This window comes from Streptomyces sp. NPDC050121, from assembly GCF_044460385.1.
In the GTDB taxonomy this organism is placed as follows: domain Bacteria; phylum Actinomycetota; class Actinomycetes; order Streptomycetales; family Streptomycetaceae; genus Streptomyces; species Streptomyces soliscabiei.
Genome location: NZ_JBITJV010000057.1, coordinates 1 through 12,932 on the forward strand (window position 1 = coordinate 1; position 12,932 = coordinate 12,932).

General features: G+C 69.7%; 11 protein-coding genes and 1 pseudogene. 8 read left to right on the forward strand and 4 right to left on the reverse strand.

Features of this window, described 5'->3' with window-relative positions; genetic code table 11:
* The 4 genes and pseudogenes from ACIBTS_RS44785 to ACIBTS_RS44800 all read right to left on the reverse strand — a co-directional run.
* A pseudogene (locus tag ACIBTS_RS44785) lies at positions 1 to 307 on the reverse strand (right-handed parallel beta-helix repeat-containing protein); the annotation flags it as partial.
* Positions 308 to 674: 367 nt separating this feature from the next.
* Entirely contained in the window at positions 675 to 1,859 is a 1,185-nt protein-coding gene (locus ACIBTS_RS44790) for a DUF1349 domain-containing protein (protein WP_399327148.1), read from the reverse strand.
* Positions 1,860 to 2,037: 178 nt separating this feature from the next.
* Entirely contained in the window at positions 2,038 to 3,729 is a 1,692-nt protein-coding gene (locus ACIBTS_RS44795; RefSeq protein ID WP_399327080.1) for a right-handed parallel beta-helix repeat-containing protein, read from the reverse strand.
* A gap of 334 nt (positions 3,730 to 4,063) precedes the next feature.
* Positions 4,064 to 4,828, reverse strand: a complete 765-nt coding sequence (locus ACIBTS_RS44800) for a FadR/GntR family transcriptional regulator (protein ID WP_399327082.1) — start codon at positions 4,826 to 4,828, stop codon at positions 4,064 to 4,066.
* Positions 4,829 to 4,955: 127 nt separating this feature from the next.
* On the opposite strand from ACIBTS_RS44800, the gene ACIBTS_RS44805 reads away from it, so the two are divergent.
* From ACIBTS_RS44805 to ACIBTS_RS44840, 8 genes are all read left to right on the forward strand, one after another.
* Positions 4,956 to 6,071: an enolase C-terminal domain-like protein gene (locus ACIBTS_RS44805; protein ID WP_399327084.1), complete on the forward strand. Its 1,116-nt coding sequence runs from the start codon at positions 4,956 to 4,958 to the stop codon at positions 6,069 to 6,071.
* Between the two features lie 460 nt (positions 6,072 to 6,531).
* Positions 6,532 to 7,383: a fumarylacetoacetate hydrolase family protein gene (locus ACIBTS_RS44810; RefSeq protein WP_399327086.1), complete on the forward strand. Its 852-nt coding sequence runs from the start codon at positions 6,532 to 6,534 to the stop codon at positions 7,381 to 7,383.
* Positions 7,384 to 7,412: 29 nt separating this feature from the next.
* Positions 7,413 to 8,171, forward strand: a complete 759-nt coding sequence (locus ACIBTS_RS44815; RefSeq protein WP_399327088.1) for an SDR family NAD(P)-dependent oxidoreductase — start codon at positions 7,413 to 7,415, stop codon at positions 8,169 to 8,171.
* A complete protein-coding gene (locus ACIBTS_RS44820) occupies positions 8,168 to 9,175 on the forward strand; it encodes an aldo/keto reductase (protein ID WP_399327090.1) in 1,008 nt (335 codons plus the stop codon). Before ACIBTS_RS44815 ends, ACIBTS_RS44820 begins: the two co-directional genes overlap by 4 nt.
* A gap of 5 nt (positions 9,176 to 9,180) precedes the next feature.
* The gene (locus tag ACIBTS_RS44825; protein ID WP_399327150.1) at positions 9,181 to 10,083 is read left to right on the forward strand and encodes an amidohydrolase family protein; all 903 of its coding nucleotides are present in this window, start codon (positions 9,181 to 9,183) and stop codon (positions 10,081 to 10,083) included.
* The gene (locus ACIBTS_RS44830; protein ID WP_399327092.1) at positions 10,074 to 10,814 is read left to right on the forward strand and encodes a (Fe-S)-binding protein; all 741 of its coding nucleotides are present in this window, start codon (positions 10,074 to 10,076) and stop codon (positions 10,812 to 10,814) included. Before ACIBTS_RS44825 ends, ACIBTS_RS44830 begins: the two co-directional genes overlap by 10 nt.
* Complete coding sequence (locus tag ACIBTS_RS44835; protein WP_399327094.1) at positions 10,811 to 12,295, forward strand: LutB/LldF family L-lactate oxidation iron-sulfur protein; 1,485 nt, start codon at positions 10,811 to 10,813, stop codon at positions 12,293 to 12,295. The genes ACIBTS_RS44830 and ACIBTS_RS44835 overlap by 4 nt, the downstream gene beginning before the upstream one ends.
* Positions 12,292 to 12,930 (forward strand): lactate utilization protein C, encoded by a 639-nt coding sequence (locus ACIBTS_RS44840; RefSeq protein WP_399327096.1) that lies wholly within the window; start codon positions 12,292 to 12,294, stop codon positions 12,928 to 12,930. The genes ACIBTS_RS44835 and ACIBTS_RS44840 overlap by 4 nt, the downstream gene beginning before the upstream one ends.
* Positions 12,931 to 12,932: the final 2 nt, after the last annotated feature.

Sequence of the window (12,932 nt, forward strand, 5' to 3'; positions counted from 1 at the left end):
CGGAGTCGGCCGACGTGAAGCCGATGGTGCTGCTCACCGGGTAGTTGCCGCCGCGGAGATAGACGTTGATGTCTCCGGTCATGTTGTCGTTGACCATTCGCACGACGTCCCGGGCGTGCTGCAGGGTCTTGAACGGCGCGGTGATCGTCCCGGGGTTGCCGTCGTTGCCGTTGGGGGCGACGTAGTAGGTCGCCTGGGTCGCGGCCGAGGCCGGGGCCGCCGTTGTGAGGGAGGTCAGCAGCACCACGGGGAGAGCCGTCACAAGCACTGCTGACAGCTTGCGGACGGTGGAGGTGACGGGCTTCATCGTCTCTCCCTCCTGCTGGTGCGGACGGTAGGGAAAGCGTTCAAGTGGCGGCTCCGGGGTGTTGTCAGTGCGGTTGACGTTGATCTTCAGCGTGTTGATCTTGAGCGTTCGGCCCTTGAGCGTTCCGAGGGCTCAGGAGCGTCGGTGAGCGGCACAACCTCGCGGATCGGGGAGTGACTTCGCAGCGACAGAAGTGGTGCGAGCCTCCCTCGTCAGGGACGCGGAGTGGGAGCCTGCCCGGCACGGGCAGCCCTCGGAAGAACTGATCGCGGCGCGGCGGTGCCCCGCGTGATGGTGATGCAGCACCACCACGCGGGACCGGTTGCGGGATCCGCCAACGGCCGACGCGACACTCAGATCCGCTTCGTCAGCTCACGGAGAACTGGCTGAACTTCGCGGTGCCGGGCGCTCCGGTGTGAGCATTGAAGAACATGCCCGCATCCTCGGTGCTGTTGGCACCGGTCAGCGTCGCGGTGCCCACCGTGGTCCAGGTGGTCCCGTTGGCCGAGTAGGAGCCGGTGACCGAGTCGCCGCTCCTGACCAGGCGGAGCCAGACCGGGGCGACGGTGCCGGTGCCGGTCTTGGTGGCGCCGGAGTCCACGTAGCCGTCGCTGTTGGAGTCCCATGACATCGTGACACCCTTGCTCGGTGTGGCGGCGAGGCTGACGTATCCGGTGGAGGAAGCGGTGCCGGTGATGTCGTTGCGCAGCATCAGGCCGGCCTTGCCCCAGGCGTTGGTGTTGTCCTGGCTGTCGACATGGACGGTGACGGTCGACGACGTTCCCGCCACGCCGGACTGGTAGGCCGCGGAGTAGTCGTCGTCGTGTTGCGTGCTCGAGGCCCATGTGTCGATGCCCGCGTTGGTCAGGGAGGTCACTCCCTGGCTCTGGCCCACCGCGGCCGGGATGGAGCTGTAGGCCTTGAAGGGGGAGGTGACGATCCGCAGGTCGCTGAAGGCCGCGCTACCGGCGGTGGTGCTGTGGGCGCTGTGGATGACACCGGCGTCCTGAGTGGCGGCCATGGACGGCAGGGTGACCGCCGAGCCGATCTGCGTGAAGCCGGCTCCGTCGGTGGAATAGAAGGCGGACACCTGGGTGGCCGTGCGGGTGAGCCGCACCCACACCGGCGCCTTGACCGTCGAGGACGTACACGACATCTGGTCCAGGTAGCCGTCCGCGGTGGAGTCCCACTGGAAGCACACGCCGTGGCTCGGGGTCGCCGTGGCGACCGCGTATCCCGGGGAAGAGCCGGTGCCGGTGAGGCTGTTGCGCAGGACGACGCCCGCCTTGGCCCAGCCGTTGGTGTTGTCGATGCTGTCGACCCGCGCGGTCACCGAGGTGCCGTTGACAGCGGAGTTCGCCAGGTAGGCGGTGCCGTAGGCGTCGTCGTGCTGTCCGCCCGCACCCCAGATGTCGGCTCCCGCGTCGGTGACGGTGAAACGACTGCCGCTCTGGCCGGTCAGGGCGGGAGTGGAGGAGTAGCCGCTGTAGGGGGCCGTGACAGGGTCCGTGGTCAGGGGCCGGTACTGGGGCTGGACGCCTGCGTTGTCCATGACCGTGCGGGCGCCGGAGGGCCAGTTGCCGTCGGAGACCACCACCGTGCCGCTCACCACATATCCGCGGCTGCCGTTGAAGAGGTTGGTCGAGGGCGTGGTCGTCCAGTTGTCCCGGAGGGTGAGGTCCTTGGTGTTGTTGTTGGAGTTGCCGTTCTGCTGGGAATACCGGCCCACGTTACGGAAGACGTTGTTGGTGTCCGTGAAGTACCTGGATCCCTCGTCGTGGTAGAAGCCGTAGTAGTTGTTGTTGGTGTGGCAGTAGTTGCGATCGAAGGTGCTGCCGGGTGACGCCGACAGGGTGTACATGCAGCCGCCGTCGTTCATCTGCTGCATGATGTCGTGGAGGTAGTTGTCGGTGATGTGGTTGTTCGCGGCGGTGGTGGGGGTCGAGTAGACGGGCTGGTAGTCGTACAGACCGCGGTTCACGTAGTCCTGGCTGCCGCCCGGGTCGTTGACGCCCCAGCCGTAACCGATGGTCAGCCCCGAGTAGGGCAGGTTGTACACCTCGTTGTGCGACACCGTGGCACCGTTGACGTAGGTGACCAGGATGGCCGACATGTCCCGGGTACTCGATCGCCACGTCGTGAATGACGTTGTTGCTCAGTGTGATGTTCTTGTTGGTCATCCGGCTGTCACTGGGGTGATGCGCGTCCGCCTGCAGCCCGCCGACCATGATGCCTCCGCCGGCGTCCTGGGTGAAGACGTTGCCGGTGGCGGTGACGGTGTCGGCACCGAGGCCGACCCCGGTGGCGTGCGCGTTGGCGTCCTCGCCGATGCCGAGGCCCACCTGCCCGAGGTTGGTGAACCGGTTGCCGGTGAAGGTGATGTTGTCGGCCGCCGACACCTGGACGGCGGCCGGCATCTGGTCCCAGTGGGGGCGGGTCGCCTCGAACAGCGGACAGCCGCCCTGGCAGGAGGTCAGCGCGTCGGAGGGACGGTCCCAGGTACCGGTCAGGTACGCGCCGGTCTGCTGGCTGGCGTAGCCGTAAGTGCTGGGGCCCAGCCAGCTGGTGCCCGAGAACTGCAGACCCGAGAACGTGATGTGGGTGGCGGGAGAGGCATAGTTCCCCCCGACGTCGACGAGTGACTCCAGCTTCGGCACCTCGACGTCCGCGGTGCTCATGTTCTGCCCCGCGAGCGGCTTGTAGTACAGGGTGCCGGAGCTCGTGTCGAGGTACCACTCGCCGGCCGTGTCGAGGAGTTCGTAGGCGTTCTCGATGTAGAGCGCTGCCGACCGGAAGGGTTTGGTCAGGGTGTCGTAGCCGAAGGTGTTGTCGTCCCAGGCCGGCTGATCCATGGTGATGGTGCCGTTGCTGATGCCGGACACCGGGGAGTAGCGGTCGGTGAAGGAGCCGATGCCGTGGATCTCGGTGCGGCTCGGGGCGGCCAGGCTGTTGAGGTAGTTCAGCGCGGTGTTGGTGAAGGTGTAGCCGCTGGTGGTAGCGGTCAGGTCGGCGCGGTTGATCGAGGAGCGGGCCCTGGTCGCCAGGACGCCGTCGACGTACAGCTGCCGGGTGTCGAACCCGGTCCCGACGTTGGCCTGCCAGATGTTCTTCGCCGAGTCGCGCAGCGTCCAGCCCGTGGCCCGCTGCGCGCCGGTGATGACCGGACGGGCGCCCAGCGCGGCCTTCCAGATCACCGAGTGACCGCCGGTGCCGGAGTCCGCCGCGGTGAAGGTGAGGGGGTCCGTCAGCCGATACGTGCCGTCGGCGACCTCCACGACGATGTCGCCCGTCATGGAGTTGTTCATGGCCCGGACGTTGGTCTTGGCCTGGGTGAGGGAGCACGGCTGGCTGGTCGAGCAGGCGGTACCGGTGCCGTTGGGGGACACATAGAGCGTCGCGGCAGTGGCGGCGAACGCGGGCACGGCCTGCGCGACGACAGCCCCGGCAGAGGCGGCGAGGAGCGCGAGTGCGGCCAGACATGGTCTGAGCCGGTCACGCATTGCGGGGCGGAAGCGGGTTGGGCGCATCTGAGACCTTCCGATGGTGCAAGAGGGCATGCGCGGGGCGTCCTCCCACTCATGGGGACACAGCCCTGCGGTGATTGCGGAGGTGATACGGCGACGTAACATTAGTCGTCATACGTATGCTGTCAATATGTCCGGCAGGAATCGATCTGCAGCACAAAAGAAACCCGCCCCCCGGCCTGACGGCTCGGGGGGCGGGTTCCGACGGGCGCAAGGGCCGGCCGGGATGCCCTCAGCTGGTGAGACCGGTGTGCGGGGTACGGCGGCGGCTCCAGGCTGCTTCGATATGGGCCGTCATGGCCTGCGCCGCGCCCTGGGGGTCGCGGGCCAGGAGCCGCTCGGCGATCCGGCGGTGCTCGGCGTTCGCCTGCTCGCAGGCGTGGCCGTCAGGAGTGCCGGTGTACAGGAACGTACTGCGGGCCTGGGTGTGGACGGTCCGGATGATGGAACGACCCAGCCTGTTCCGGGACGCCTGCATGATCCGGTCATGGAAGAGCACATCGGTCTCGACGAACCGGGCGGGAGTGGCGATCTCCTCGTCGAGGCGGCCGAGCAGCCGCTCCACCTCCCGGAGATCGTCATCGGTGGCGACCTCGGCGGCCTGGGCCGCCATCTGTGCCTCAAGGGCCGAACGCACGCCCACGAGCTGGTCCAGTACGACGAGTTCGTCGTCGTGCCGGACGGTGGCCGCCAGCACCACAGGATCCAGGAGATTCCACTCCTCGGACGGGGTGACCGTGGTACCGGAACCCTGCCGCGCCCGAACCAGCCCCTTGGCCTCCAGCGACTTGACCGCCTCACGGATCGTGATGCGGCTGACGCCGAACGTCTCGCACAGTTCGGGCTCGACCGGCAGGGTGGAGCCCGATGGAATGACACCCGAGACAATGCTGTCGGTGAGGGACTCCACCACCGCATGGGCCAGCCGCGCCGGGCGCTTGGGCCAGGGTTTCAGGGCCGACGGATCCTCGACGCCGCTTCGACTGCTCTTCGCCATATGGCCCCCTCACCGGTGTGGACGATCGCTGAGTCTACTGCTCCGAACACCTTGACAGCATTCGTATGACGACTTACGTTACATGAAAATTTCGCAGCAGCAGCTGCCACTGCAAGGGGTAACGACCGTGCGCATTGCCGACGTGGAGAGCTATCCGGTACGGGTTCCGGGCGCCAGTCCGCCGTTCGTCTGGCGTGACGGGCTGCTGGGCAGCCCGCCGGACGGCGAGGCCGCGGTGCTGCGCATCTGCACCGACGAAGGAGTCGAGGGCGTCGCGATGGCCCCCCGCCGGGGCAGCGCCGTCATCCTGGCGGACCTGCTGGACCGCTTCCTGCGCAAGGAACTCGTGGGCCAGGACCCGCTGCAGCGGGAATGGCTGTGGCACCGCATGTGGGAGCTGGACCGCACCGAGGAGCTGCCCCTCTACCTGCTCGGCCTCGTCGACACCGCGCTGTGGGACCTGGCCGGCAGGCTCGCCGACCGGCCCACCTGGCAGATGCTGGGCGGTTTCCGCACCTCGATCCCCGCCTACGCCTCGACTGTCACCTACTCCTCGGTGGAGGAGTACCTGGACATCGCCGACCAGGCCCTGGAGCTCGGATACCCGGCCATCAAGCTCCACGCCTGGGGCGACGCACGCCGCGACGCCCGACTGTCGGCGGCCCTGCGGGAACACGTGGGGGACGAGATCCCCCTGATGTTCGACGGGTCCGCCGGATTCGACCTCCCCGACGCGATCTACCTCGGACACGCCTTGTCCGACGCGGATTACCTCTGGTACGAGGAGCCGATCCGGGAGTTCAGCATCACCGCGTACAAGCGCCTCGCCGACGCGGTGGCGGTGCCCCTGCTGGTGGCCGAGACCTCCGACGGGGCCCACATGAACTCGGCCGACTTCATCCAGGCCGGCGCCGCCACCTTCGGCGTCCGCGCCTCCACCCAACTGCGCGGCGGCTTCACCGGCGCCATGCGCACCGCCCACCTCGCCGACGCCTACCGGCTGCGCGCCGAGGTGCACGGGCCGGAGATCCCCAACCGACACCTGTGCATGGCCATCTCGAACACCACCTACTACGAGTCCCTGGTCATGGGCAATCCCATCAGCCGCGAGAGCGGCATCGACGCCCAAGGAGTCGTCCACGCCCCCATAGGGCCCGGCGTGGCGCTGCCCGCCGGTCTGGTCTACCCACCCGTCCTTCAGCGGTTTGTCGACAAGGAGACCTTGACACCGCCGAAGGCCTGATCCGCCCAGTCCACCCCACTCTCACGATCGCCCCGTGCCCGCCCCTCCACGCCTTCGGTAACTGATCCCTCCACACCCCTCCTCTCCGGTGCTTGAGCCGACATCCCGCGGATCTCCGCAGAACGCTGACATGAGGTCAGTCATGAACAGCGACGTTCCCGTCACCTCCCGCCGCCAGGTCAGACGCGTTGCCGGTGCGGCCCTGGGCGCCGTCTCTCCCCTCTCGCGCTCGCCGCCTGCGGCAGCGCGGACCCCGCAACCGCCGGGGGCGTCCTCCTGCCCCGCGACCTTCAAGACGACTTCGAGGCCGACATGGCCGCGATCGGCACCGACGCGACCACCCAGGCCTGGAAGCTCACCGACCCCCCTGCCAGGAGGCCTGGGCCGATACCGGCACCCCGGGCCGCTGGTCCGACCAGACCGAGATCTGGCATCCGCACCCATCGCAAGGAAATACCCAGTGAAACTTCTACGAGTCGGCGCGCCCGGCGAGGAGCGTCCCGCAGTCCGCACCGAGGACGGCCGGCTGCTGGACCTGTCCTCCGTGACGTCCGACATCGACGGCGCCTTTCTCGCCTCCGGCGGTGTCGAGCGGGCCCGGGCGGAGGTCGCGGCGGGAAGTCTGCCCGAGCTGAGCCCGGACGGTCTGCGCATCGGTGCCCCTCTCGCCCGCCCTGGCAAGATCGTCTGCGTCGGCCTGAACTACCGCGACCACGCCGCCGAGACCGGCGCGGCGATCCCTCCGCGGCCCGTGGTGTTCATGAAGGACCCAGGCACCGTGATCGGCCCGTACGACGAGGTGCTGATCCCCCGCGGCTCCGTGAAGACCGACTGGGAGGTCGAACTGGCGGTCGTCATCGGACGACGGGCCCGCTACCTCGACGGACCCGAGGTCGCGCGGGACGTGATCGCGGGGTACGCGATCAGCCATGACGTCTCGGAGCGGGAGTTCCAGCTGGAGTACTCCTCACAGTGGGACCTGGGCAAGTCCTGCGAGACCTTCAACCCGCTCGGACCGTGGCTGGTGACCGCCGACGAGGTGGGCGACCCGCAGGACCTTGCTCTGCACCTGAGCGTCAACGGCGTGAAGCGGCAGGAGGGCCACACCAGCGACATGATCTTCCCGGTCGGCCACATCGTGTCGTACCTGAGCCAGTACATGGTCCTGGAGCCGGGTGACGTGATCAACACCGGTACTCCGGCGGGGGTGGCCCTCGGCCTGACGGGCACCCCCTATCTCCGCCCTGGCGACAGCGTCGAGCTCTCCGTCGACGGTCTCGGCGCCCAGCGCCAGACCTTCGGCCAAGCGTGAAAGGCACCCCTGTGAGCAGCTTGAGGAGCTTGAGCGGCCTGTCCGGGCTGAAGGCCGTCGTCACCGGCGGTGCGTCCGGCATCGGGCTGGCCACGTCCCGGATGCTGGCCGAGCACGGCGCCACGGTGGCCGTCCTCGACCTCGACCCCTCCGGCGCCCCCGAGCCGCTGCTCGCCATCAAGGCCGACCTCGGCGACGACGCCTCGGTCAGCTCGGCCGTGGCGGAGGCCGCCGAGCGGCTCGGTGGCCTGGACATCCTGGTCAACAATGCGGGCATCGGCGCCATCGGCACCGTCGAGGACAATCCGGACGAGGAGTGGCACCGCGTCCTCGACGTCAACGTCATCGGGACGGTACGCATCACCCGTGCCGCGCTGCCGTATCTGCGGCGCTCGTCGCACGCGGCGGTCGTCAACCTCTGCTCGATCGGCGCCACCGCGGGCCTCCCGCAGCGCGCCCTGTACTGCGCCAGCAAGGGTGCGGTCCTGTCGCTGACCCTCGCCATGGCCGCCGACCACGTCCGCGAGGGCATCCGCGTCAACTGCGTCAACCCCGGCACCGCCGACACCCCCTGGGTCGGCCGGCTCCTCGACGCCGCCGACGACCCGGCAGCAGAGCGTGCCGCGCTCAACGCCCGCCAGCCCATGGGACGCCTGGTCACCCCGGACGAGGTCGCCGCGGCCATCGTCTACCTCGCGAGTCCGGCCGCCGCGTCCGTCACCGGCACCTCGCTCGCGGTGGACGGCGGCATGCAGGGCCTGCGACTGCGCCCGGCCAACCAGTCATGAGGACCGCAACACTGGGCAGCAGCGCGGTCGAGGTCACGCAACTCGCGTTCGGCTGCGCGGGCATCGGCAACCTCTACCAGCCGGTCACCGACGAGGCCGCCCTCGCCACCGTGGAGGCGGCCTGGGACGCGGGCGTACGCACCTTCGACACGGCCCCCCACTACGGACTCGGGCTGTCCGAGCGACGCCTGGGCGCCGCGCTGCGCGGACGCGACCGCGACGCGTACACAGTCTCCACCAAGGTCGGGCGGCTGCTCGAACCCCACCCGGAGGGCGGCCGTGGCGTCGATCTCGCCCACGGTTTCGCCGTGCCCGACACCCACCGTCGCGTCTGGGACTTCAGCTCCGACGGCGTCCTGCGCTCCCTGGAAGCGAGCCTGGACCGTCTCGGCCTGGACCGTGTGGACATCGCCCTGCTCCACGACCCCGACGACCACGCCGAGCAGGCCCTCACCGAGGCCTACCCGGCGTTGGAACGGTTGCGCGCCGAAGGCGTCGTCAAGGCGATCGGCCTCGGCGTCAACCAGTGCGCGCTCCCCGCCCGCTTCCTGCGCGAGACCGACATCGACGTCGTGCTGCTCGCCGGCCGCTACACCCTCCTGGAGCAGGAGGGACTGGCGGAGGTACTGCCTCAGGCCGCCGCCCGTGGCAGGAGTGTCATCGTCGGCGGGGTGTTCAACTCGGGTCTGCTCACCGACCCCAAACCCGGGGCCATGTACGACTACGCGCCCACCCCGCCCCATGTACTGGACCGGGCGCTGCGCATGAAAGCGGTCGCCGACCGCCACCGCGTACCGCTGCGCGCAGCCGCTCTGCACTTCCCGCTCGGCCATCCGGCGGTCGCGAGCGTGTTGTCCGGCGCGCGTTCCGCCGAGGAGGTCCGGGACACGGTGGACCAGATGCGGCGCACGGTACCGGCCGCGCTCTGGGCCGAACTACATGCCGAGGAGCTGCTGCCCCCGCACGTCCCCGTCCCCGCCGCCGCACCTCAGTCGTGGGCGTGACCGCCATGGAGACGAGCACCGCCGAGGGCGTCATCGACGCACACCACCACGTGTGGGACCTCTCTGTCCGCGACCAGGACTGGATCACCGGACAGGAACTTGGCCTGCTGCGCCGGGACTTCCTGCTCGCCGATCTGGAGTCCGAGGCCCGGGCCGCCGGCGTCACGGCGACCGTCCTGGTCCAGATGATCGACGTGCCGGAGGAGACACCCGAGCTCCTGGCGTTGGCCCAGGGCAGCGACCTGGTGGCCGGCGTCGTGGGCTGGACCGACCTGACCTCCCCCGATGTCGCCCGCGCGCTCGCGGCGCTGCGGGAGGGGCCGGGAGGTGAGTACCTGGTGGGCATCCGCCACCAGGTACAGGGCGAAGCCGATCCTCGTTGGCTGATGCGGCCGGACGTGCTGCGTGGGCTCGCCGCGGTGGCCGAGGCGGGGCTCGTGTACGACCTGGTCGTCAGGCCACACCAGCTCGCGGCCGCGTATGAGACCGCCCGCCTGCTTCCCGGCCTCACGTTCGTACTGGATCACGCGGGCAAGCCCCCCATCGCCTCGGGCGAGCTGCGGGAGTGGGCGGGCGCGGTGCGCCTGCTGGCCGCACTGCCCAACACCGTCTGCAAGCTCTCCGGCATGGTGACCGAGGCCGACTGGGACCGGTGGAGCGTCGAGGACCTCCGGCCGTACGCGGACACGGTGCTGGACGCCTTCGGACCGCGGCGGCTGATGTTCGGCTCCGACTGGCCCGTCTGCCGACTGACCGCCACCTACGCCGAAGTAGTGGCCGCAGCAAGGGAGTTGACGGCCGAACTGCACGTCACCGAACGCCGCGAGGTCTTCACCGGCACCGCACTGCGGACCTACGGCCTGACCGCCACCGTCTCCCCGGCCGCTCAGGAAGCACCATGCGCATAGCTCTCTTCATCACCTGCTTCAACGACATGATGTTCCCCCGCACCGGCCGCGCGGTGACCGCGCTGCTGGAACGGCTCGGCCACACCGTGGAGTTCCCGCAGGCCCAGACCTGCTGCGGCCAGATGCACTTCAACACCGGCTACCGCCCCGAGACCCTGCCCATGGTGCGCCGCTTCGCGGAGGTCTTCGCGGACTACGACGCCGTGGTCACCCCTTCCGGCTCCTGCGCGGGCATGGTCCGCGACCAACACCGGGTGGTCGCAGCCCAGTTGGGGGACGCCGCGCTCGTCGAGGCGGTCGAGCGGGTGGTGCCGACGGTGTACGAGCTGTCGGAACTCCTCGTCGACGTCCTCGGCGTCACCGACGTCGGCGCCCACTTCCCGCACCGGGTCACCTACCACCCGACCTGCCACTCGCTGCGCATGCTGCGGGTCGGCGACAGGCCGCTCAGGCTGCTGCGCGCGGTGAAGGGCATCGACCTCGTCGAACTGCCCGCCGCCGAGTCCTGCTGCGGCTTCGGCGGAACCTTCGCGCTGAAGAACGCGGACGTGTCCAACGCCATGCTGGCCGACAAGATGCGCCATGTACTGGACACCGGCGCCGAGTTTCTGTGCGCGGGCGACAACTCTTGCCTGACCCACATCGGCGGCGGCCTGTCCCGGCTGCGTACCGGCGTCGGCACCATGCACCTGGCCGAGATCCTGGCCTCCACTGAAGGGAACGTACGGTGAGCGGCGCCGACAACGTCGTATGGCTGGGCACCCCGCCCTTCCCCGAGGCGGCGCGCACCGCGCTCGCCGACACCCGGCTGCGGGCGAACCTGCGCCGGGCCACCGGCACCATCCGGGACCGGAGGCTGGCGGTCACCGCCGAGCTGGACGACTGGGAGGACCTGCGGGAGACGGCGGCGGCCGTCAAGCGCCGCACCCTGCGTCACCTCGACCGCCATCTCCTGCGGCTGGAGGAGACGGTGACCGCCGCCGGCGGCACGGTCCACTGGGCGGCGGACGCAGCCGAGGCGAACGCCATCGTCACGCAGCTGGTCCGGGCGACCGGCGAGAGCGAGATCGTCAAGGTCAAGTCGATGGCCACCCAGGAGATCGGCCTCAACGAGGCGCTCGCCGAGGCCGGCATCCGCGCATACGAGACCGATCTCGCCGAACTGATCGTGCAGCTGGGCGGCGACCGCCCGTCGCACATCCTCGTACCGGCCATCCACCGGGGCCGCTCCGAGATCCGCGAGATCTTCCGGCGGGAAATGGGCAAGTGGGGTCGGCCCGCCGCCGAGGGACTCACCGACGACCCGCGCGACCTGGCCGAAGCGGCCCGGCTCCATCTGCGGGAGAAGTTCCTGCGGGCCAAGGTCGCCGTCTCCGGGGCCAACTTCGCCGCCGCCGACACCGGAACGGTGGTGGTCGTGGAGTCCGAGGGCAACGGGCGGATGTGCCTGACCCTGCCGGAGACCCTGATCACCGTCATGGGCATCGAGAAGGTCCTGCCCTCCTTCGCTGACCTGGACGTCTTCCTCCGGCTGCTGCCCCGCTCGTCCACGGGCGAGCGGATGAACCCGTACACGTCGTTGTGGACCGGCGTCACGGAGGGAGACGGGCCGCAGGACTTCCATCTCGTGCTCCTCGACAACGGCCGCACCGCGACCCTGGCCGACGAGGTGGGCCGGCAGGCGCTGTCCTGCATCCGCTGCTCGGCCTGCCTGAACGTCTGCCCCGTGTACGAGCGCACCGGCGGCCACGCCTACGGGTCGGTCTACCCCGGCCCCATCGGCGCCGTACTCACCCCGCAGCTCGTCGGCGTGGAGAACGCGACCTCGCTGCCCTTCGCCTCCACCCTGTGCGGCGCCTGCTACGACGCCTGCCCGGTCAAGATCGATATTCCGGAGGTACTCGTCCATCTGCGGGCGAAAGCCGTGGAGGCCAAGCGGCGGGACCGGCTGCTGCCCACCCCCGAGGCGCTCGCCATGAAGGCCGCAGGCGCGGTGCTGTCCTCCCCGAGGCGGCTGGCCGTACTCCAGCGACTCGCCGCCCTCGGCGCCCGGCTGGTGGCCCGCGACGGCCGGATCGGAGTCCTGCCCGGCCCGTTCGCCCGCTGGTCCGGCACCCGTGACACCCCCGCGCCTGCCCGCGAGTCCCTGCGCGCCTGGTGGCGACGGACGAGGGAAGCAGGCCGTACGACGACGGAAGGGAAGGGCCGATGAGCGGCCGCGACACCGTACTGGGCGACATCCGGAGCGCGCTGGCCGACGTACAGGGCGCCGAAGCCTCCGTCGACGACGGCCGCGTCCCGCACGATCCGCGCCGCCACCAGGCGGAACCGGACGTCGTCGAGCTGTTCATCGAACGCGCCGCCGACTACCGCGCCACCGTCGTCCGGGTTCCGCCATCCGATGCCGTCGCCGCCGTGGGCCGCGCGCTGGCGCGCACCGGAGCGAAATCCCTCGTACTGCCACCAGGTTTCCCCGAAGAGCTGATACCCGAGGGCGCCTGGTCCCGACTGCAGGACGCTCCACCACTGACCGTCCGACAACTCGACGCAGCGGGCGCCGTACTCACCACCGTCGCCGCAGCGATCGCCCTCACTGGCACGGTCGTCCTCGACAGCGGACCCGGACAAGGACGCCGCCTGCTCACCCTGCTACCGGACCAGCATGTCTGCGTGGTCAGGGCCGACCAGATCGCCGCTGATGTATCCGAGGCATTGAGCCTGCTCCACCCACGCCAGCCACTGACCCTGATCTCTGGTCCCTCAGCCACCAGCGACATCGAACTCGACCGCGTGGAGGGCGTGCACGGACCGCGGATCCTCGACATCGTCGTGGTCGTGGACGAGTAGGT

Coding starts and splice junctions, on each gene's coding strand:
- ACIBTS_RS44790 (WP_399327148.1), bottom strand. CDS start 1,859: ATGGACAACGCAGGCGTCCAGCCCCAGTACCGGCCCCTGACCACGGAC.
- ACIBTS_RS44800 (WP_399327082.1), bottom strand. CDS start 4,828: ATGGCGAAGAGCAGTCGAAGCGGCGTCGAGGATCCGTCGGCCCTGAAA.
- ACIBTS_RS44820 (WP_399327090.1), top strand. CDS start 8,168: ATGAGGACCGCAACACTGGGCAGCAGCGCGGTCGAGGTCACGCAACTC.
- ACIBTS_RS44825 (WP_399327150.1), top strand. CDS start 9,181: ATGGAGACGAGCACCGCCGAGGGCGTCATCGACGCACACCACCACGTG.
- ACIBTS_RS44830 (WP_399327092.1), top strand. CDS start 10,074: ATGCGCATAGCTCTCTTCATCACCTGCTTCAACGACATGATGTTCCCC.
- ACIBTS_RS44840 (WP_399327096.1), top strand. CDS start 12,292: ATGAGCGGCCGCGACACCGTACTGGGCGACATCCGGAGCGCGCTGGCC.